Origin of the sequence: Alkalibacillus sp. S2W, assembly GCF_046764385.1 — a bacterium.
GTDB classification, from domain to species: Bacteria; Bacillota; Bacilli; order Bacillales; family Alkalibacillaceae; genus Alkalibacillus; species Alkalibacillus almallahensis.
In genome coordinates, this window is record NZ_CP177234.1 from 1,571,938 (window position 1) to 1,592,120 (window position 20,183).

General features: G+C 37.2%; 24 protein-coding genes. All 24 read right to left on the reverse strand.

Going from position 1 to position 20,183, the window contains the following annotated elements:
- Positions 1-12 precede the first annotated feature (12 nt).
- Positions 13-1,203 (reverse strand): c-type cytochrome biogenesis protein CcsB, encoded by a 1,191-nt coding sequence (ccsB, locus tag ACKXGF_RS08485; protein WP_411953350.1) that lies wholly within the window; start codon positions 1,201-1,203, stop codon positions 13-15.
- Positions 1,204-1,230: 27 nt separating this feature from the next.
- On the reverse strand, positions 1,231-2,862 hold the full coding sequence (locus ACKXGF_RS08490; RefSeq protein ID WP_411953351.1) for a cytochrome c biogenesis protein ResB: 1,632 nt from the start codon (positions 2,860-2,862) through the stop codon (positions 1,231-1,233).
- A gap of 16 nt (positions 2,863-2,878) precedes the next feature.
- A complete protein-coding gene (resA, locus tag ACKXGF_RS08495) occupies positions 2,879-3,421 on the reverse strand; it encodes a thiol-disulfide oxidoreductase ResA (protein ID WP_411953352.1) in 543 nt (180 codons plus the stop codon).
- 66 nt (positions 3,422-3,487) lie between these two features.
- The gene (locus tag ACKXGF_RS08500; RefSeq protein ID WP_411953353.1) at positions 3,488-4,231 is read right to left on the reverse strand and encodes a pseudouridine synthase; all 744 of its coding nucleotides are present in this window, start codon (positions 4,229-4,231) and stop codon (positions 3,488-3,490) included.
- 83 nt (positions 4,232-4,314) lie between these two features.
- Positions 4,315-4,842 carry a spore maturation protein gene (locus ACKXGF_RS08505; RefSeq protein WP_411953355.1) on the reverse strand — a complete coding sequence of 176 codons (528 nt, stop codon included), beginning with the start codon at positions 4,840-4,842 and terminating at the stop codon, positions 4,315-4,317.
- Entirely contained in the window at positions 4,839-5,432 is a 594-nt protein-coding gene (locus tag ACKXGF_RS08510) for a nucleoside recognition domain-containing protein (protein WP_411953356.1), read from the reverse strand. Before ACKXGF_RS08510 ends, ACKXGF_RS08505 begins: the two co-directional genes overlap by 4 nt.
- Positions 5,426-6,331, reverse strand: a complete 906-nt coding sequence (locus ACKXGF_RS08515) for a D-alanyl-D-alanine carboxypeptidase family protein (RefSeq protein ID WP_411953357.1) — start codon at positions 6,329-6,331, stop codon at positions 5,426-5,428. The genes ACKXGF_RS08510 and ACKXGF_RS08515 overlap by 7 nt, the downstream gene beginning before the upstream one ends.
- Positions 6,332-6,696: 365 nt before the next feature.
- The gene (locus ACKXGF_RS08520) at positions 6,697-7,158 is read right to left on the reverse strand and encodes a DUF3907 family protein (protein ID WP_411955573.1); all 462 of its coding nucleotides are present in this window, start codon (positions 7,156-7,158) and stop codon (positions 6,697-6,699) included.
- A gap of 38 nt (positions 7,159-7,196) precedes the next feature.
- Complete coding sequence (gene scpB, locus ACKXGF_RS08525) at positions 7,197-7,769, reverse strand: SMC-Scp complex subunit ScpB (protein ID WP_411953358.1); 573 nt, start codon at positions 7,767-7,769, stop codon at positions 7,197-7,199.
- Positions 7,756-8,508, reverse strand: coding sequence for a segregation/condensation protein A (locus tag ACKXGF_RS08530; RefSeq protein ID WP_411953359.1), 753 nt, complete (start codon positions 8,506-8,508; stop codon positions 7,756-7,758). Before ACKXGF_RS08530 ends, scpB begins: the two co-directional genes overlap by 14 nt.
- Before the next feature lie 568 nt (positions 8,509-9,076).
- On the reverse strand, positions 9,077-9,421 hold the full coding sequence (locus ACKXGF_RS08535; protein ID WP_411953360.1) for a GNAT family N-acetyltransferase: 345 nt from the start codon (positions 9,419-9,421) through the stop codon (positions 9,077-9,079).
- A gap of 181 nt (positions 9,422-9,602) precedes the next feature.
- The gene (locus tag ACKXGF_RS08540; RefSeq protein ID WP_411953361.1) at positions 9,603-10,034 is read right to left on the reverse strand and encodes a peptidylprolyl isomerase; all 432 of its coding nucleotides are present in this window, start codon (positions 10,032-10,034) and stop codon (positions 9,603-9,605) included.
- Between the two features lie 20 nt (positions 10,035-10,054).
- Entirely contained in the window at positions 10,055-11,332 is a 1,278-nt protein-coding gene (lysA, locus tag ACKXGF_RS08545; RefSeq protein WP_411953362.1) for a diaminopimelate decarboxylase, read from the reverse strand.
- 125 nt (positions 11,333-11,457) lie between these two features.
- Complete coding sequence (locus ACKXGF_RS08550; RefSeq protein ID WP_411955574.1) at positions 11,458-12,873, reverse strand: spore germination protein; 1,416 nt, start codon at positions 12,871-12,873, stop codon at positions 11,458-11,460.
- A gap of 65 nt (positions 12,874-12,938) precedes the next feature.
- Positions 12,939-13,289: a stage V sporulation protein AE gene (gene spoVAE, locus ACKXGF_RS08555; RefSeq protein ID WP_411955575.1), complete on the reverse strand. Its 351-nt coding sequence runs from the start codon at positions 13,287-13,289 to the stop codon at positions 12,939-12,941.
- Positions 13,290-13,291: 2 nt separating this feature from the next.
- Entirely contained in the window at positions 13,292-14,302 is a 1,011-nt protein-coding gene (gene spoVAD, locus ACKXGF_RS08560) for a stage V sporulation protein AD (RefSeq protein ID WP_411953363.1), read from the reverse strand.
- Between the two features lie 10 nt (positions 14,303-14,312).
- Positions 14,313-14,765: a stage V sporulation protein AC gene (gene spoVAC, locus ACKXGF_RS08565; protein WP_411953364.1), complete on the reverse strand. Its 453-nt coding sequence runs from the start codon at positions 14,763-14,765 to the stop codon at positions 14,313-14,315.
- 16 nt (positions 14,766-14,781) lie between these two features.
- Positions 14,782-15,204 (reverse strand): stage V sporulation protein AB, encoded by a 423-nt coding sequence (locus tag ACKXGF_RS08570; RefSeq protein ID WP_279588355.1) that lies wholly within the window; start codon positions 15,202-15,204, stop codon positions 14,782-14,784.
- Positions 15,191-15,802, reverse strand: coding sequence for a stage V sporulation protein AA (locus ACKXGF_RS08575; RefSeq protein WP_411953365.1), 612 nt, complete (start codon positions 15,800-15,802; stop codon positions 15,191-15,193). Before ACKXGF_RS08575 ends, ACKXGF_RS08570 begins: the two co-directional genes overlap by 14 nt.
- 124 nt (positions 15,803-15,926) lie before the next feature.
- Positions 15,927-16,679 carry an RNA polymerase sporulation sigma factor SigF gene (gene sigF / locus ACKXGF_RS08580; RefSeq protein ID WP_411953366.1) on the reverse strand — a complete coding sequence of 251 codons (753 nt, stop codon included), beginning with the start codon at positions 16,677-16,679 and terminating at the stop codon, positions 15,927-15,929.
- A 5-nt stretch (positions 16,680-16,684) separates the two neighbouring features.
- Complete coding sequence (gene spoIIAB, locus ACKXGF_RS08585; protein ID WP_167262453.1) at positions 16,685-17,125, reverse strand: anti-sigma F factor; 441 nt, start codon at positions 17,123-17,125, stop codon at positions 16,685-16,687.
- Positions 17,122-17,475 (reverse strand): anti-sigma F factor antagonist, encoded by a 354-nt coding sequence (gene spoIIAA / locus ACKXGF_RS08590; RefSeq protein ID WP_243864201.1) that lies wholly within the window; start codon positions 17,473-17,475, stop codon positions 17,122-17,124. Before spoIIAA ends, spoIIAB begins: the two co-directional genes overlap by 4 nt.
- Before the next feature lie 101 nt (positions 17,476-17,576).
- The gene (locus tag ACKXGF_RS08595; RefSeq protein ID WP_411953367.1) at positions 17,577-18,719 is read right to left on the reverse strand and encodes a D-alanyl-D-alanine carboxypeptidase family protein; all 1,143 of its coding nucleotides are present in this window, start codon (positions 18,717-18,719) and stop codon (positions 17,577-17,579) included.
- A 153-nt stretch (positions 18,720-18,872) separates the two neighbouring features.
- The gene (locus tag ACKXGF_RS08600; RefSeq protein WP_411953368.1) at positions 18,873-20,177 is read right to left on the reverse strand and encodes a pyrimidine-nucleoside phosphorylase; all 1,305 of its coding nucleotides are present in this window, start codon (positions 20,175-20,177) and stop codon (positions 18,873-18,875) included.
- Between the last annotated feature and the right edge of the window lie 6 nt (positions 20,178-20,183).

Consider the following 20,183-nt stretch of genomic DNA (forward strand, 5'->3'; position numbering starts at 1 on the left):
TTTATTGGACGATTAAGCATAAGAGTGTAATCCAGCAATGACTAAGTTGATCACAATTAAATTAAACATAATAATTGCAAATCCAACGACTGCAAGCCATGCGGATTTCTTTCCATGCCAACCACGTGTTAAACGTAAATGTAAAAATACAGCGTAGAATAACCAAGTCACGAGAGCCCATACTTCTTTCGGGTCCCAACCCCAGAAGCGGCCCCAAGCTTGTTGTGCCCATATAGAAGCAAAGATTAATCCACCAAGTGTAAATAATGGGAAACCAATAGCAATTGCTCGGTACATTATATCATCAACGACATCTGGGTTAATCTTATCGAATTTTTCATTTAATAAAGCAGAAATTCGACGTCCCTTTAAGATTAAACGTAATAATCCATACAGTACACCGCCAAAAGCTAGTGATAAAAATAACGTATTTAATTTCGAACCAGCATCAGCACCTTGCATCCAACCAGGTGTTTCGATACCAGAGTTAAAAGCACCTTCTGTAACTAACTCTGAATCATGAGGCTGGAACAAAGCTGGCATAGAATAAGTCACATCAACGGTTTGCTCTTCTAATTCTTTAGTAAATGTTGCTTCATAATCCATAGCACCGAAGCTACTAGATAAAATAATATAAGCGATTGTAGAAACAACACCAAATAAAATCAGTTCTAAGAATGTCGTTTCTTTACTAGATTGAGATTGATCGACTCGTTTGATTAAAAATAACAAACCAGCTATGAAGCTTATCGATAATATTGCTTGAGCTAAAGCAACCGTCGTGACGTGAATATATAACCAATTTGATTGTAATGACGGAACTAATGGTGATATCTCTTGAGGGAACATACTTCCATAGCCAATAATAACTACAGCTATTGGTAATGCGATTAAGCCCAATGTAGGAATACCATAAATGAAATAAATCACCACGAAGGCTAAAATAAGCATCATACTAAAGAAGTAGATATACTCAAACATGTTACTGACTGGAATATGTCCAGCTTGAATCCACCTTAGAATATACGACGTCATTTGAGATGCAAAGCCAATAATCGTAAACGTCATAGCAATCTTAGTTGCTTTTGATTTTTTATTGGATTCACGATTTTTTCCTAGAGTTAAACCAAAAAATGCTGTCGCAATTAAATATAAGAAGAATGTAATATTTAAGAACAAACTACTTAATTCATATAAATCCATGAAATGCCTCCTAAGCAAACAATCTCATTACTTCATTTCTTGTTGATCAATAAATGGTTTGACATTCGTTCCTTTTGTGATTTTATCAAGTTCTTGGTTCATACCATACCAGTTTTTATTCGTATGAACACCAATATGATAACCCCCATCTTTTGGATGAATCCATATACGTCTATGATACCAATATAAACCTTGAGATACACCAATCATGAAAATACCTGCCCCTAGTCCAAAGAGCGGTAATGTATTATCTTTTTTCACCGTTAAACCAGAAGCTGAACGGCGATCAACCTCTGAGACATTAACATTTGCTTGGTTATTATCTGCTAAAGGTATCACTTTTTCTTGTAAATAAAAGAAACGTTCGTCTTCTTCTAGCTCAGGACTACTGACTGTAAATATAATACCTGGATTACGTGGATACTTCGAAAATGATGATGGTCCTTCTTCTGTAAACTCTAATTCAGGATACCAATTGTCAATTGTAATCGTTGTATCACTTTCCTCTAACTCAAATTCAGATGGTGCTTCATCGGTATCAAATGTGAAGGCTCCCAGTGATTCATTATTCAGCTGTAATTCCATAGAAATAGAATTATACTCTGATTCTACTTGTGTACCTGATTGGTAAAGAGAATAGCCATCAAAAATAACAGGTTGATTTAACCTAATTTCTCCTTCGGTTACCCTTTCTAATTCCGGTTTTTCCCCTAATATTGGGTCATTGGTTGCTCTGTAAATTGTAGCATTCGTTTGGAAATTTTTGGGAACTGATTCTTCTACGTCCTCTAATGCTCTCGTGAATCGTTCTTCAGTCTCTGGATCATAAACTTCATAAATAAACTCATTATTTTCAACAAAATACTCTTGATCCGTTCCTGGAATTGCTTGAACCTCACCTTCACGCACCCAAACGTAATCATCAATGTGCATGACTTCAAACATTCTAAAAATCGAAGCTATTAAAATAATAATCAAACCGATGTGATTAACGTATGGGCCCCATCTGGAAAAGCGGTTTTTTTCAGCGAATATATGGCCATCTTCTTCATGTACTTTATACCGTTGTTTCTTTAAGTTAGTTTTTAACGTGTTCAAATCGTTTTCAGAAAGTTCATTGTCGAAACTAACGACTCGTTGACGTTTAACAAATATTTCATTCTTCTTAGTCTTTTGATTCTTTAAAGCTCTACGTAAAGGAACATAACGATCAATACTTGAAATAATAATTGAAACGCCAATTAGCGCAACTAAAGTTATGTACCACCAAGAATCATACATATTATGAAAACCAAGTTGATAAAATATTTTACCAGTCAAACCGTATTCTTCTTCATAGAAAGCAGACGATGGTAAAGGTGAATTCTTAAACTGTTCTTGTGGATATATGGTACCGAGCGCAGAAAAAATAAGCGTCAATACAATTAACCATACACCAACCTTAACTGAAGAAAAGAACCCCCAAACCTTATCGACAAAGGTTCGTTTATAAGTTTGAGAACGGCGAGCGCCACCTTCGTAACGCATTTCTAGAACCTGTTGTTGATCATTACCGTCGATATGCTGGTTTTCTTTAATTGGTTTACCACAGGCTTCACACAGTACAGTTCCTTCTTTATTTTCATGTCCACATTCACATCGTATTGTTTCGTTAGCCATTACGATCCCTCACACTTTACGACTTCTCGGGTAATATTTCTTGAAAGTAACCTTCTAAACTCTCTAATGTTACTGGACCACGAACAATTCGTTCAATGGTTCCATCTGGATTAATAAAGAAAGAAGCGGGCAAATTCGTCACCTCGTAAACATCCATCACGGTTTCTTGTCGGTCAATTGTACTTGGAAAGGATAAATCTAGGCTATTATAAAAGTTATTAATGACTGATTCATTTCGGTCTACACTGACAGCGACAATTTCAATTCCTTGATCTTTATAATCTTGATAGAGTTGATCCATATAAGGCATTTCTTTCTTGCATGGTTCGCAATAAGTCGCCCAAAAGTTTACCATGACACCTTGTCCACGCAACTCTTTAAGTTCGATTGTTTCTCCAGATTTATCTAAGCGATCTAATTTAAAGTTAGGCGCTTCTACCCCTTCTTCTAAATCAGGTCGTTCAGAATTCGCATTAACGATTAAAACGAAGACTAATGTTCCAACCAAAAGTGTTAAGACAACACTTCTAAATACTAGACGTTTTTTCTTCTTATTCACCGATAACCCTCCCACATTAACATTGTATCACGAGTGATTTTATCAGCATTTTGTGATGTTTGAACATTATTTAACATTTTGCTTCGTCAAATCTGCCAATTGTTTGACTTCATGTGGTGTTAACTCTCGATAATCACCAGGTTGCAAATTACCTAATGTTAATGTTCCAAATTGTTCGCGTCTTAATTTCTCAACTGAATAACCTAAGCTTTCAAACATTCGTTTCACTTGACGGTTCTTGCCTTGATGAAGGACAAGTTCAACTTTTGAAATATTTTTACGTTTATCAATTTCAATAATTCGTGCTTTCACAGCTTTTAACCGTTCACCTTCATGTTCTACTCCCTTTTTTAGCTGTGTTAAATCTTTCTTATCAAAAATCCCTTTTACTTTAGCTACGTAAACTTTGTCGACTCCATACTTAGGGTGAATTAACTTATTCGTCAAATCACCATCATTAGTAAGCAGTAACACACCTGTCGTATCGTAATCTAAACGTCCAACGGGATAAACTCTTTGTTCAATGTACGGTGAAAGAAGATCAGTAACAACTTGGCGACCTTTATCGTCTTGAACAGAAGATAATGTTTGACGTGGTTTATTGATTATATAATATACTGGTTGTTCTTTCTCAATTACGATCTCATCGACTGCCACGCTATCTTGCTTGGAGACTTTTGTACCTAGCTCTGTCACAACTTTATTATTCACTTTGACTCGTCCAGACTCAATCATGTCCTCTGCTTTTCTTCTAGATGTGACACCACTATTGGCAATAACTTTTTGCAAACGTTCTTTATTTTCACTCATACTGACACCTCTTCATTTCTTCATTAATTATATTATGGCATAAGAAAAGCGCTAACACTACGGTTAACGCTTAGCTACTCTCATTATGATCCAAACAATAGATAACATGCGATTAACGATGCTATTATACCAATTAAATCCGCTAACAGTCCAACTTTAAGTGCATCCCCCATTTTTTTAATACCTACGGCACCAAAATAGACAGTTAACACATAAAGTGTTGTATCAGTACTCCCTTGCATGGTTGAAGCTAGCCTTCCTATAAATGAATCTGGTCCTTCGGTACGAATTAAATCTGTCGCAATACTTAATGAAGCTGTGCCAGAAATCGGTCTTGTTAGTGCTTGCGGAACGATTTCAGGTGGTACATTAAATATAGCTAATAAAGGGTCTATAACATTGACAAATGCATCTAATGCCCCTGATGCTCGGAATATACTAATAGAAACGATCATCCCTAACAAAAAAGGAAGCAAAGAGATTGCCATCTTCACACCCTCCTTGCCTCCTTCAACAAACGTTTCGTAAGTTGGCACGCGTTTATAAGTCCCATGAAGAAATACCGTAAGTAAAAGAAGCGGAATAATCCAGTTACTGATCTGTACAATCATACAGCTTGTCTCCTCTTTCTTCGATAGTAAAAATAGCGATCAATCAAAATAGCCCCAATAGAAGAAACGAGTGTCGCTAATATCGTAGAAATCACAATATCAGTTGGACTAATTGAATCATATCGCATTCGAATAGCAATCATTGTAGTGGGGACTAGTGTTACACTCGAGGTGTTTATGGCGAGAAAGGTTATCATAGACCTTGAAGCTACTTCACTATCACCATTTAATCTTTTCATTTCGTGCATCGCTTTAATCCCAAGTGGCGTCGCAGCGTTACCTAAACCAAAAAGGTTTGCAGATACATTAGATAAAATATAACCCATTGCTGGATGGTCAGCTGGAATGTCAGGAAACAAGCGCGTGAATAACGGTTTAAATAATTGGGCTAATGAATTTAATAGTCCTGACTTTTCAGCAATTCTCATAATACCTAACCAAAAAACCAAAACACTAACTAAGCTTATAGTTAATGCTACTGCCTCTTCTGCACTTTTGAAGATAACTTCATTGACTTCTTCAATAGTCCCATTAAAAAACGCATAGATAATACCGATTACAGCTAAACCAACCCAGATAATATTTACCATGTTGGACCACCTTGTAATTGTTGAAAAGCATCCGAAATCATTGTGCGAAATGATGATGATGGCTTTTGTTCTTCCTCTGTAAAGGTAATCGGTATTTCTGGTTGATCTTCTATTTGTTCAAACCCATATTCATAAAGTTCTTTATGGTCTTGCCAGTCACGCTTAGCATCGATCGTTACCACAACAAGTTCGTGATGATCTTGTTTAGCGGTTGTTACTAAAGTCCGTCCAGCTGTACTTGTATAGCCTGTTTTACCCCCCGTACAAACATCATCATACGTCATCAATAATTTATTTTTATTATGCCACGGATAATCTTCTTCTTCAGATAGATATGTTTTAGAACCGAAAATCTCTCTAAATACTGGCTCTGAATTCATAGCGTACCGTGTTAACTTAGCCATGTCTAAAGCACTTGAATAATGCCCTTCTTCATCTAAGCCATGCGGGTTTTGAAATTGACTTTGTGTCATACCTAACCAATCAGCTTTCTCATTCATTAAATAGGCAAATCCACCCTCACTACCTGCTATATGTTCTGCAATCGCTACTGCAGCATCATTGCCTGAACGAAGCATTAATCCATAGATTAAATCTCGTAATGGATAGTGATCTCCTGGTTTTGTATAAATCGAAGAACCAACTGTATTTGCCGCTTGTTGTGATATTTCAACAGACTGATTAAGATCTCCATGCTCAATAGCTACAATAGCCGTCATGATTTTGGTAATACTCGCTATGGATTCTTCAGAGTTGGCATCTTTATTAAATAAAACTTCTCCTGTTTCCATATCAATAACGACTGCATGATGAGCCGATAAACTTGGTTCTGCTTGTACAGAATGTGGTGAAACATAAAATAAGATCATCATCACTATGAATATACGTATCAGTTTCATCATTCATCCCCTATCCCTAAACCTTGTCCTTTCCTAAAGCATTCTATGTTTGGGTCATTTGAGATATGAAAATCATGAGAGAAATAATGTTAAATATACAAAAGACGATTGTTTGAAATAATTATAGTTAAGCAGTATCAAAGCGGAATCAAAACACGTAGACGCCTGCGGGAACAGCACGCGTCTCGAGACCCCACAGGCCACGCTTTTAGGCCGAGGAGGCTCAAGCCGTGCCCGCGGCAAGCGAAGTGTTTTGATGGAGCGTTATATAAATAGATACCCCAAACGATTTTTACAAAAAATAAATCGTTCGGGGTTTACTTTACATTATTAGGTTTTGTCTCAACCTCGAAAAAATCGAATCGTTAAACAGCTTCTAAGTAATCTAATTGTTCCCGTAAATCTTGAAAAGTAGGTTCAATTTGTTGCGTCAAATCAAGCAAATCATCACCTGGGTCAGCTTGGAATTCTATTGATCGTTTGTCACGATAAGAAGCCCGACTGTCTTCATACCATAAATCATCTTTTGGTGAGAAAAACTGATTAACACACTTGTGATAAACGCCTTTAAGAATCTTTTCAAGCATATTAATATCTAAGGTTTCGGAGCGGATCAAACGTTTTAAAGCGTTTTTTCCCTCCATACAATAAACTTCTAAGAAACGAAACTGTTTAATCACTGCTCCAATATATTCATCATTCAATGATTTATCTTGTTCAACGATTGAAGTAACACTCTTCTCATTTAAAAAGCAAGTTAATTTTTGTTCAATCTCTTGTAATTGTTTATAAATTTGCTCAGCCTGTGAGAATAATTGTGTGCTCATTGGCACTGATTGACCTCCCTAATTGACTAAGTTTTAAATTAATGGTTTTCGATTTCATTAAAGAATAAATCAGCTTCTTCTAAAGCGTGATCCACATCTTCATTCGGTAATGGTGGTAATTCTTCCAGTGAAGTCAAACCAAAGAATGTAAGGAATTCTTTAGTTGTCTGAAACAAAATTGGACGCCCACTTGTATCTTTACGACCACATTCTTCAATTAAAAATCGAGATACGAGCGTTTGGATGGGACCATCACTTTTAACACCGCGAATATCTTCTATCTCTACTCTCGTTATTGGTTGTTGATAAGCGATAATAGAAAGTGTTTCTAATGCCGCTTGTGATAATTTTGATTGAGAAGTCGACTCTTGCATCTTCTCAAAATATAACGCATGTTCTGACTTAGTTGTTAAATAATAAACACCTTTTCTCTCTAAGAGCGATAATCCCCGTTGACTATGTTCATAGTCGTATTTCAATTCTTCTAATAAAAGTTGCGCTGTTTTATCATTTACTGAAAGGACTTGTTTGATTTGATTCATCTCGAGTCCCTCATCACCTGAAGCAAATAACAAGCCTTCCAAAACGCCTTTAAATTCAGTCAATTCCATGTTCTTCCTCCATTAGTGCAACTGTGATGTCTGAAAAGTTATCCGATTGATAACACATAATCGAACACGTTTTCATGAGCTCTAATAATGCTAAAAATGTGGTGACAACTTCAAATTTTTCTTGATAGGAAAAAAGATCATAAAAAGATGATCGCCCTTTTAATCGTTGAAGCGTATGTAAGACATCTTCCATACGATCTTCGATTGATACTTCCTGTCTTTGAATAGTTGTTTCCATAGGTGCTAATAGTTTCTTGCGTCGCAACACTTTTTGGAATGCTTCAGTTAAATCAGTAACTGATAATACATCACTCCGTTTAACAACATATTCCGACTGATAAGGTGTCATATCCATCGGTGGACGAGTGAATATTTGGTTTGACTCTTGTTCTTTCTCTTGTAAGATGTTAGCGGCTTCTTTATATTTCTTATACTCCACTAATCGTTGGATCAATTCTTCTTGAGGGTCTTCTTCATACTCATCTTCAACATCAAGTTCTTGTTTAGGGAGTAACATTTGACTTTTGATTTCAAGTAAAGTTGCTGCCATGACAAGATATTCGCTAGCAATGTCGAGATGTAAATCCTGCATAGTATGGATATAATTTAAATATTGATCTGCTATCTCTTTTAAAGGGACATCGTATATATCAATTTCATATTGATTTATTAAGTGTAATAATAAGTCTAATGGACCTTCGAATGAATCAATCTTAACTTTATATACTGATTCTGACATCTACTCACTCTCTTCACTACGCTTTCCTCTTACTTATCATCGTATCAAAACTGATGTCTAAAAGGAATAGACTTCTGTCATTATTTAATAATAAGCTTTATTAAAGTCCGTTGTTGATATTGTGATCCGCTTTCGGCGGACGCTTTCACCCATAGGGCACAAGTGCAACATCTGTTCAATCTCACTACGTTCGTTTTTCACAGTGTTTTCTATTCAAAGGCAAGGCTCGAGCCAGACAACTACATCGAATAAGCTGCTTTGTTACTTGCACCGAGGAAGCCTACTTCGAAGCTTTGCTAGAAGACGCAGGTGCATCCCTCGGCCCAAAAGCGTGGCCTACGGGGTCTCGAGTCACGCGCTGTTCCCATGACGGCCCGGACGGCCTAATGTCGACGTTGGTCACAGGACGTGACCGAACTTAGTCGACCAGGAGTAGCCGCCTTCGCTACTCACAATTCAACAACTCAGTGCTACATCGTTTGAAAATCAACACTAAACTTTAACAGAGCCAAATAATAAAAAAGGTTTCAGCTTAATGGTCATTAAGCTGAAACCTTTTTTAGTTTATTCAAGCGTGGCATTGTTCATAAAATTCTTTAGTCTGTTCGTTTCCACAAATATTGTATTTCTCGCCATATTGCTCTTTTAATGCTTGAATCATTTGCTTTCCGATTCCTTGATTACGATGTGAAGGGGTCACACTGATGTGTTGAATAACAATGGTTTCATCTTCAAACCGCACACCAAGAGCACCTAAGATATCTTCTTCTTTCCAAAGAAATAACTGCCAATCATCATTGGATTCATATTCTTTGATGGTTGTTTGAAGTTTTTTAACTTCTTTTTCGTCTGGCATAAAAGACAATAAGCCCATCGCAATCTTCTCGAAGCTTTTTTTATATTTAATTAACATAAAAACCCCTCTTTAACTAAGAACATCACGTTATAATGGTATGATTTTGCATTAAACATGTGCGTCTCACTTAACATGTCATAAACAATAATTTGGCATAACATGTAAGCTCACTATAATAGAATACGCCTTTTTTAGCTTTTGTCAATTCATACCGTGATATAGTCTAACGTGATATAAGTTAGGATTCAATTGTCACGGTTTGCATAACGTCACCAGGACGTACACGGTCTACAACATCCAAACCATCTGTTACTTTACCAAATACAGTATGGCGTCCGTCAAGGTGTGGCTGTTGATCTAGACAAATGAAAAATTGACTCCCACCTGTATCTTTTCCAGCATGTGCCATAGATAAACTTCCATGTTCATGTTGATAAGGGTTTCCTTCTGTTTCACATTTAATTGTGTAACCAGGACCACCTGTGCCTGTCCCATTTGGGCATCCTCCCTGGATCACAAAGCCTGGTATTACTCGGTGAAAGGTTAACCCATCATAAAAACCGTCATTTGCCAATTTCACAAAATTATCGACTGTATTGGGCGCACCATCCGGATATAATTCAAACTGAATTTGTTCACCATTTTCAAACTGAATTTTCCCTTGTTTCATGTTAATTCCTACCTTCTATTTTATTCATAACTTAAGTCGAAACGTGTCAAATCTTGCACACTTTCTCTTTGAATCACTAATTGATCTTTACCATTTTCCTCAAACACTACAGCCGCCTTAGGAAAGCGGTTATAATGGCTAGCCATGGCATAACCATATGCTCCAGTAGAATAGACAGCTAATAAATCGCCACTTTCCACTTTAGGGAGAGTTAAATCCCAAATAAGCATATCGCCAGTTTCACAACTTTGTCCAGCAATAGCCACTGTTTCTTCCAAAGCTTGGTCACGTTTATTTATAATCGTAGCCTCATATTCAGCCCCATATAACGCTGGTCGTATATTATCCGTCATACCACCGTTAACCGAAACATACTTTCTTACATTCGGTATATCTTTAATAGCTCCAATTTCATAAATTGTCACGGCCGCTTCACCCACAATTGATCGGCCAGGTTCAATCCAAATTTCTGGAACAGCTAATTGGTACTCTTCAGCTGCCTTTTTAACAGATTTTACTAAGGTATGCACATATTCTGAAAGAGGTAACGGTTCGTCATCTTTTGTATATTGGATGCCGAAACCTCCTCCTAGATTAACAACTTCTGCTTCAAATTGATAACGTTCATACCAATCACTGAGTGCGTGAAACACTTTCTCTGTCGTCATCTCGAAACCTGTAGTTTCAAATATCTGAGAACCAATATGACTGTGAACACCTTGTAAATGAATGGAGTGATGGTCCATTAGATAAGTTAAAGCTTGTTCTGCTTGTCCACTAATTAGATCAAACCCAAACTTGGAGTCCTCCTGTCCTGTTAGTATATATTCATGAGTATGAGCCTCGATACCAGGCGTTATTCGAATAAGCGCATTAATGGTTTGTTGTTTTTCTTCTAATACTTCCTCAAGTAAAGCAATTTCATAAAAATTATCAATGACAATACACCCAACTTGGTAATCAACAGCCATTTCTAAAACCGTGCGACTTTTGTTATTACCGTGGACATGAACCTTTTGCATTGGATAGTTTGCTTGAATAGCCGTATGGAGCTCTCCTTCAGAAACGACGTCTAAACTCATTTGCTCTTGTTTAGCAACTTGAAGCATCGCAATGGAAGAGAAAGCTTTACTCGCATAAGCAACTTGATAATTTATATCATATTGTTTGAAAGTGTCAACAAATGAACGAGCATTACGTCTTATGTGATCCACATCGTAGACAAACAATGGTGTCCCGTATTTTTCTGCAAGTTCAGTCAGTTTTTGATCTGTCATACTAAAAGTTGATTGACTCATAATTTCACCTGTCCGTTTCTGATTGCAATACAGTTAACTTATCATATAGGAAATGTGCAAGCAATTTTTTTACCTCTAAAAAATATAAAACTTGAACCTATGAAAAGTCAATCATAGGTTCAAGTTTAGTTCGGTTTGGTTCTTTTTTGATTTTGTGGATGAACGATACTTGGCCGTTGTTCTGCAAATGGTACAGATACTCGAAATAGTATATGATACATGGCATTTGGGTTAAATGGAATAAGCGGCCATAAATAAGGTGTATTCAACGAATAAGTCCGAGCTAATAGTAAGACATATAGTGTTGATCCTAGAACCAAGCCTATGACGCCCATCGACGCAGTTAGTATTACCAAAGCAATCCTAGCTATTTTATTAGCGACTGACAATTCATAACTTGGTGTCGCATAACTCCCTACCGCTGCAATGGCTACATACAAAATAATTTCAGGTGTAAATAGTCCTACATCTATTGCAATTTCACCAATTAAAACCGCTGCAATCAAACCTAATGCAGTTGAGACAGCTGTCGGTGTATGAATGGCGGCTATCCTCAAAAATTCTAACCCTACATCAGCCATCAATGCTTGGACAACAATGGGAACATTCCCTTCTTCTGATGGTCCGATATAACCAAGATTTTCAGGTAAACGTTCAGGTTCCATAACGAATAATAACCAAAGAGGTAATAAAAACAATGAAGCAAAAATCCCTAAAAACCTTATCCACCGTACAAAAGTTCCCACCAACGGTACTTGACGATATTCTTCAGCATGTTGTACATGGTGGAAAAACGTCGTAGGTGTAATCATAACAGTCGGTGTTGTATCTACCAAAATTAGTACATGTCCTTCAAATAAATGTGCTGAAGCGACATCTGGTCTCTCAGTGTATCGTACCAGTGGAAATGGTGTTCTTCCTTGTTTTAATATATATTCTTCAAGAGTTTTATCAGACATCGACAAACCATCAACGTCAATTTTATCAATTTCACTTCTAACGTTTTCAATTAAGTTCGGATCAGCGATATCATCAATATACATAAGAGCTACGTCCATTTGAGAACGTTTACCGACTTGTTGAATTTCCAAACGAAAATGTTCATCTCTAACACGACGGCGTGTTAAACCAGCATTTTGAATGATATTTTCTGTATAACCATCACGTGATCCTCTTACCACTCTTTCTGTGTCTGGTTCATCAGGGGATCTTCCTGGATAGTTACGGACATCGACTACAAATGCTTGATCAAATCCATCAACAAATACCACGAGTAAACCAGACATAACTTCAGTCATTGCGTTTTCATATGAATCCAATGACTCAAATTGATGATTGACGAGACGGTTCTTAACAATATCTTCAACTTTATCACGTTCAGATTCAACATCATTTATCTCAACAATGTTTTCCAAAATTCTCATCACGAATCGCGTATCCACTAACCCGTTAACGTAGTAAAAATCTACATCTCGGCCTAAAACATTAATTGTCCTGTAACCTATATCAAAGGAAACGCCAATCCCTAATCTATCTTCCATCACTCGACGATTCTTTTTAATCGACTGTTTTATCTGATCTTCTTTCGACACGGTTACTCACACCTTTATCCTTTTGGTTTGAAAATGACGGCTACAATAAAACCGAATAAAATAGCAGATGCAATACCTGCAGACGTTAATTGAAAAATACCGATCGCAATTCCTAAAAAGCCATGTTCTTCTGCTTGTGCCATTGCCCCGTGCAACAAAGAATGGCCAAAACTCGTGATCGGTACTGTTGCTCCTGCACCAGCAAACTCAATTAATCGATCATATAATGAAAAACCATCTAACACAGCTCCTGAAACGACAAATAACGACATCACATGAGCTGGGGTTAAATTAAAAATATCTAATAGTAATTGACCAATGACACATATGGAACCCCCAACAATAAACGCCCAAACAAAATCCATGATCATATCGCATCACTCCGTTTTAATACAACACCATGCGCAATACAAGGAATTGATTCTTTCTGTTGCATCATAGTAGGATTGAGAAGTGCTCCAGTTGCGACAACCAAAACTCGATTCAGATTTCCACTGCGCAATTGCTGAATAACATGGCCATATGTTACAAGTGCTGATGAGGCACAACCACTCCCACCGGCGAAAATATTTTGATCCTGATGATAGATCATTAATCCGCAATCATCATGAACCGTTTCGATATCCACACCAGATTGATACAAAATTTTTTTCAAAATAGGCGTACCTACACTTGATAAATCACCTGTTAAGATTAAGTCATAATCATGTACTTGACGGTTAAAATCCGTTAAATGTTGTATAATGGTATTGGCCGCAGCAGGTGCCATAGCAGACCCCATATCAAGCGGATCATTTGCTCCATAGTCAATGACTTGACCAATTGTTGCCCCCTCTACTTGAATATGGCTCGTTTGTGATGACACTAATGCAGCACCTGCCCCAGTTACTGTAGAAGTTGTTGTTTCCGGTTTTTGACCACCATATTCAGTTGGATATCGAAATTGTCTTTCAGCAGTGGCATAATGACTTGACGTCGCTGCTAAAGCAAACTGATTATCTTGGCTATTAATCAGTGAACTAGCAATTGCAAGGCTTTCCATCGAAGTTGAGCAAGCGCCAAAGACACAAAGCATTGAACTGGAATAGTTTCTGGCAACATAATTACTCGTAACATTTTGATTAAGTAAATCACCACTCACAATTAAATCTAACGCATCTTCGCGAACTCCTGACTTTTCCATACATAAATTTGTTGCTTTGCTTAATAAATTCTGTTCAGCTTGCTCCCATGTTTTCCCATCACAATGAAGCTTTTCATAGGAATGATCAAATGTTGATCCTAATGGACCTTGCTTTTCTTTAGGCCCTGAAACAGTTGCTGTGTCATTTATATAAACACCATTTTGAAACAACCACGATTGCTTCCCTTGTTTCATATTACTCACCTTAACTTCCTAGTAATGTTTGAGCAGTGAACCGAATCAAGCCGACTATATAGGCTGCTACAGTACCAAATACAATCACAGAACCAGCTAACTTGAACATATTTGTAGCTACACCTAAGACTAAGCCTTCGCTTTTGTGTTCCAGTGCTGCACTGGCTATTGAGTTCGCAAAACCGGTAACAGGGACAGCTGAACCAGCACCTGCAAATTGACCCAATTTGTCATATACACCAAAGCCTGTTAGAATCGCTGCGATCAGTATTAATGTAGTAATGGTCGGATTCCCAGCTTCTTTAGCAGAGAACCCAAACAATCCCATGTACAATATCGTTAACCCTTGACCCACCACACAAATCAGACCACCAACAACAAAGGCTTTGATACAATTTTGAACTAATTTTGGTTTGGGTTGATACGGTTTAATTGATTGTTGGTAGTTATCCTTTGTAATCATTAAGTTAGTTGACCTCCTAGCGCGTAAAGATAATCCATTGAAACAATGATCCTATAATTTTTCCAAGCACTAATGCCATTAGTAAATAAGGTATATAATCATGAACATGCATCCTTCGTGCCAAGATAGGAAACACGTTTAAAACTTCTGTCAGCCCTGCTGCTAACATTCCAATAAATATGCCATGTAACAAGCCCCAATAAGCTTCAAATATTGGGTGTGTGACAAACTTCAACTCTCCAAATGACAAATAAATCCCTACCATTGCACCTAAAACAACCGCCCATTCGAAATGTCTGATGAATTCCCTCGCTTTTGATAACTGAACGAGCCTTGGAATGACTCCTAAGACTGTTAAGAATGCTACAAACCCTGAGCCAACCGCTAATCCAGCTGATAAGCCAACAATAATTTCAACGAGATAACTAATGATCATCATGATCCAGCTCATTTTCATTGAACGTGACATATTCATATAAATTCTGATCGTAATTAAACATTTCTACTTCAAGCGGGCTTGGCTCTTCATTGAATTTCTTTTTAAGAAAATGATTAAAGAAAAGAATCATCCCTATTCCTAATCCGAAAGAGTAAGGGACTTGCAACCATAAAACACTACGATCAAGATCGTAAGCAATCATCTCATGTAATTGATCCTGAACATCCGGCATGCTTACATCAAAGTGAAAGTTCATCACAGCCATAGCAGCCCCAATAAACAATAACGTCCATACAAAAAAGACATATAACGGATAAAGTTTAGGCTGACGTTTTTCTATAGCCAAAATAGTTTGTGAAGGACCAACTGTTTCAATATCCACCTCTGGATAAAGCTGTTTTAGTTTTTGGATGACATGGTATACATCAATAACTTTATACGTTAAATCAGATGCTTTAACTTCGTATATAAATAGGGTTAGGACTTTTTCACGTAATTCTTCTTTACAACATACCCACGCAAGATCGCCCAAACGAATGTGGTGACCTTTTTGAACGGAAATTTTTTGTTTTAGACGAACGTACACCACATCTGACATATTAAATCCTTCCTTAATTGATTTTCAGTTATATTATGTCCGATTCCATTTAAAGCATGTATTAACAATCCTTATAAATAACAAAAAGCGATTTCGTATTTTACGAAATCGCTTTTGTCATCACCTATGAATTCAACCAATCTTCGAGTTTGGCTAAAATACTTTTTTCTAACCTTGAAACTTGTACTTGTGATATCTGCAGTCTTTCGGCAACATCTGCTTGTGTTTGATCTTTATAATAACGCATGTAAATAATTAATTGCTCTCGCCGATCGAGTTGTTCAATTGCTTCTCTAAGTGCAATGTGATCAAACCAATTCGAACCTTGATCGGCAATTTGATCCATTAAAGTTATCGGATCTCCCTCATTCTCATAAACGGTTTCATGAATCGAATGAGTCCCTTGATTAGCTTCAATCGCCAAAACAAGATCTTCTTCGGGAATCTCTAACGCCTCACTTAGCTCCTTCATGGAAGGTGAACGATTAAGTTGCTTTGTTAATTCCTCGGTTTTGGCTCGAATTTTATGATTTAATTCTTTTAATGAACGACTGACTTTTATAGTACCATCATCTCGAATAAACCTTTGAATTTCACCGATAATCATAGGAACGGCATACGTGGAAAAACGAACTTCATAACTTATATCAAATTTATCTATCGATTTAATTAAACCGACACATCCTATTTGAAATAAATCATCTGTTTCATAACCTCTGTTAATAAAGCGTTGAACAACAGACCAGACCAGTCGAGTGTTGCGTTCAATAATCTTATCACGAGCTTCAGTATCTCCTTGCTGACTTTTTTGGATTAACGATATCAGTTCTTCATGAGACAGTGCTTGTGATGCTTGTACCTGAGTATTTTCTCTCATACACATCACTTCGCAATTGGCCGATGATCATGATTAAACCGTTTAACCAATGTGACTGTTGTCCCTGTTTCAGAAGAATGGACATCAAGTTGATCCATAAAATTCTCCATTATAGTAAAGCCCATACCCGACCGTTCTAATTCTGGTTTTGATGTATACATAGGTTCCATCGCTTCGTGAACGTCATCAATTCCACGACCAAAATCTTGAACCCAAATAGTCACTTCATCATCTTCAATTGAACACGCTAAAATAACGACTCCCTCTTCATTTGCTTCATAACCATGGATAATAGCGTTCGTTACAGCTTCAGATATAACTGTTTTAACTTCTGTTAATTCATCTAAGGTCGGATCAAGTTGTGAAATAAAAGAAGCAATAACAACACGAGCAAATGATTCGTTTTCACTTTTGGCTGCCATTTCGACTTTCATATGATTAGTCATGATGCCACCCCCAATCGAGATAAGGCATCAGCTTCATTTGCTTCAGTTTGCACAACCTTAAAAAGACCAGAGAGTTCAAACAATCGTTTAACTGAACGATTAATTGAACACACCACCATTTCACCCTCTAAAGCTTTAACTTGTTTATATCGACCTAAAAACACACCCAATCCTGAAGAATCCATAAAGCTTAACTGTTCCATATTCACAATGACATGCTTTATGTCTCCTGTACTAAGATAACTTTCCCAGTCCGTTTTCAACGTTTCAGCTTCATGGTGATCGAGCTCTCCAACTAAACGAATTAACAAAACATTTTCTTTTTGTTCAAAATAAGAAACAAGACCCAATAGCTTTTCCTCCTTTTTCAACATGCTATTGAACCTTGTTCTTCTTCGATCATTCTTATTCCTTCTAAAAAACAAAACTAGTGTCAATTCGACGCAATAAGCTAATTATTTAATTGTTTCAACATACGACCCCATAAAGTCCATGCGGAAGAAGGATGAATCTCATCTCTTACAATAAGTGGTGTTTCATTAATGACTTCACCGTCTCTCTTCACTGTTATCTGCCCTAACTTATCCCCTTTAGACACTGGCCACCTAGATTTTTTAAGTGCGATATCTGTTTCTATATCATCAGATGTTTCACCTTTTTTTAGTAATAAAGTGACATCACGCTTAGGTGTGAGGTGGATTGGGTTTTGACTTGATTTCACATGATCATATTCATAAACTGATTCTTCGCTAGAATAAAGTGGGTCAACATGGTACTGGCTAAATGCATAATCCAATAATGCCGTTGTATCCGCATTACGTTTCTGTGGAGTTTCTGCCCCCATAACGACTGATATTAATCGCATATTTCCACGTTTGGCTGTCGCCGTCAAGCAATACTCCGCTTCATCTGTGTATCCCGTTTTCAGACCATCTAACCCTTGATAAAATTTAACAAGGCGATTCGTATTAACTAACCAAAATTCGTCCTCTGTTCCTTCACGTAAATAATCTTCATATATCTTGGTATATTCCGTAATCATGTCGTATTCTAATAGCGCTCTTGCTATTACAGCCATATCATTAGCGGAACTATAATGATCCTCATCTGGTAAACCTGTCGTATTTTGAAATTGTGTATTTTCTAAACCTAAGTCATTTGCTTTTTGATTCATTTGATCAATAAATGCTTGTTCTGTAACAGCCACTGCTTCAGCTAAAGCGACTGTAGCATCATTTGCTGAAGCCACAGCAACTGCTTTTAACAATTCTTCTACTTTCATTTCTTCAAAAGCTTCTAAATAAATTTGCGATCCACCCATTGATTCGGCATTTTCACTAATCTGAATAGTCTCATTTAATTCTAATTCGCCTTCATCGATTGCTTCTACGATTAATAACATCGACATAAGTTTAGTCATACTTGCGGGAGGCAACCGTTTATCACCTTCTTCATTAAATAAAACTTCACCTGTATCTGCTTCCAGTAAAACAGCAGATTTTGCCGATTCAACTAATGATTCCTTCTCATTAGCAAATATAGTCGTTGGCCATAGTACACTGAATAATAATGTTATGATACATAGTTGACGCATTATTCAATCCCTCCATTTCTGATAGATATTTTTTCCAAAGAAACAGAAATTATGACAAATAAATCGTAATTATAGAAAAGAGGAATTGAACGAAACATAAAAAAACCCAAGATGTCTCGTTAGATACGAAACATCTTGGGTTCGGAATCTTATTTATTCAGAAACAATCGTTTTAATTAACGATGGTGCTTCAATTTGTTCACGCGTAATGGTTATATTGTGGTAAAGCTTTTCTTTGATTGAATCAACGTCTTCTTGATTACTATGGATTGTACAAAGGGATTCGCCTTCTTCTACGTAATCGCCGACTTTCTTATTAAGAACTAATCCTACAGCTAAATCAATGACAGAATCTTTTGTCTGACGTCCTGCACCTAATAGGCTAGCTGCTTGACCAATTTCATCTGCAATAATTTCACTAACATAACCAGATGTCTTAGCTGGTAGTTCAATTTGATATTTAGCATGTGGTAAACCATCAACATTATCCACGACGGAAGCATCGCCACCCTGAGATGAAAGGAACGTTTTAAAGGTCTCGAGTGCTTGACCATTCTCGATCACAGCTTCTAATTTTTCACGAGCTTCAGCTAATGTTTCAGCTTGTCCACCTACTACTACCATCTGACTACCAATAGTTAATGATAATTCAGTCAAATCTTCTGGTCCTTCACCGCGTAATGTCTTAATGGCTTCTTCTACTTCTAAAGCATTACCAATTGCTCGACCTAGTGGTTGGCCCATATCACTAATGACTGCCATCGTTTGGCGACCTACATTATTACCGATCGATACCATTGCCTTAGCGAGTTCAATGGATTCCTCTTCGCTCTTCATGAAGGCGCCTGCACCTGTTTTAACGTCTAAAACAATCGCGTCAGCACCTGCAGCAATCTTCTTACTCATAATTGAGCTTGCAATGAGTGGAATCGAATTAACAGTCGCTGTTACATCGCGTAGACCATATAGTTTTTTATCGGCAGGTGTTAAGTTACCCGATTGGCCAATAACCGAAATCTTGTTTTCATTAACTAAACGAATAAACTCATCATTTTCAATTTCAACGTGAAAACCAGGAACAGCTTCAAGCTTATCGATTGTGCCGCCTGTATGACCTAGTCCACGACCACTCATTTTAGCAACTGGAACACCAACTGCTGCCACTAAAGGCGCTAATACTAAAGTAGTTGTGTCGCCTACACCACCAGTAGAGTGCTTATCAACCTTGATTCCTTCAATTGGTGATAAATCAATGGTATCGCCTGATTCAACCATACGCATAGTGAGAGTTGCACGTTCTTGTTCGGTCATTCCGTTAAAGTAGATTGCCATTGATAAGGCACTTGCTTGATAATCCGGAATGGTACCATCAGTATAACCATCAATAAAGAAGTTAATCTCTTCATCTGATAAAGCTATACCATCACGTTTCTTTTCAATAATATCGTTCATGCGCATTAGAAG

Coding starts and splice junctions, on each gene's coding strand:
- spoVAC (WP_411953364.1), bottom strand. CDS start 14,765: ATGATTACAAAGGATAACTACCAACAATCAATTAAACCGTATCAACCC.
- spoIIAB (WP_167262453.1), bottom strand. CDS start 17,125: ATGACTAATCATATGAAAGTCGAAATGGCAGCCAAAAGTGAAAACGAA.
- ACKXGF_RS08535 (WP_411953360.1), bottom strand. CDS start 9,421: ATGTTAATTAAATATAAAAAAAGCTTCGAGAAGATTGCGATGGGCTTA.
- ACKXGF_RS08540 (WP_411953361.1), bottom strand. CDS start 10,034: ATGAAACAAGGGAAAATTCAGTTTGAAAATGGTGAACAAATTCAGTTT.
- ACKXGF_RS08550 (WP_411955574.1), bottom strand. CDS start 12,873: ATGGAAGATAGATTAGGGATTGGCGTTTCCTTTGATATAGGTTACAGG.
- ACKXGF_RS08510 (WP_411953356.1), bottom strand. CDS start 5,432: ATGGTAAATATTATCTGGGTTGGTTTAGCTGTAATCGGTATTATCTAT.
- ACKXGF_RS08515 (WP_411953357.1), bottom strand. CDS start 6,331: ATGAAACTGATACGTATATTCATAGTGATGATGATCTTATTTTATGTT.
- ACKXGF_RS08490 (WP_411953351.1), bottom strand. CDS start 2,862: ATGGCTAACGAAACAATACGATGTGAATGTGGACATGAAAATAAAGAA.
- ACKXGF_RS08575 (WP_411953365.1), bottom strand. CDS start 15,802: ATGTCAGATGTGGTGTACGTTCGTCTAAAACAAAAAATTTCCGTTCAA.
- ACKXGF_RS08505 (WP_411953355.1), bottom strand. CDS start 4,842: ATGATTGTACAGATCAGTAACTGGATTATTCCGCTTCTTTTACTTACG.
- ACKXGF_RS08570 (WP_279588355.1), bottom strand. CDS start 15,204: ATGATGATCATTAGTTATCTCGTTGAAATTATTGTTGGCTTATCAGCT.
- sigF (WP_411953366.1), bottom strand. CDS start 16,679: ATGAGAGAAAATACTCAGGTACAAGCATCACAAGCACTGTCTCATGAA.
- scpB (WP_411953358.1), bottom strand. CDS start 7,769: ATGGAATTGACTGAATTTAAAGGCGTTTTGGAAGGCTTGTTATTTGCT.
- ACKXGF_RS08520 (WP_411955573.1), bottom strand. CDS start 7,158: ATGAGCACACAATTATTCTCACAGGCTGAGCAAATTTATAAACAATTA.
- spoVAE (WP_411955575.1), bottom strand. CDS start 13,289: ATGGATTTTGTTTGGGCGTTTATTGTTGGGGGTTCCATATGTGTCATT.
- ACKXGF_RS08530 (WP_411953359.1), bottom strand. CDS start 8,508: ATGTCAGAATCAGTATATAAAGTTAAGATTGATTCATTCGAAGGTCCA.
- ccsB (WP_411953350.1), bottom strand. CDS start 1,203: ATGGATTTATATGAATTAAGTAGTTTGTTCTTAAATATTACATTCTTC.
- ACKXGF_RS08500 (WP_411953353.1), bottom strand. CDS start 4,231: ATGAGTGAAAATAAAGAACGTTTGCAAAAAGTTATTGCCAATAGTGGT.
- ACKXGF_RS08595 (WP_411953367.1), bottom strand. CDS start 18,719: ATGCGTCAACTATGTATCATAACATTATTATTCAGTGTACTATGGCCA.
- lysA (WP_411953362.1), bottom strand. CDS start 11,332: ATGAGTCAATCAACTTTTAGTATGACAGATCAAAAACTGACTGAACTT.
- ACKXGF_RS08600 (WP_411953368.1), bottom strand. CDS start 20,177: ATGCGCATGAACGATATTATTGAAAAGAAACGTGATGGTATAGCTTTA.
- spoVAD (WP_411953363.1), bottom strand. CDS start 14,302: ATGAAACAAGGGAAGCAATCGTGGTTGTTTCAAAATGGTGTTTATATA.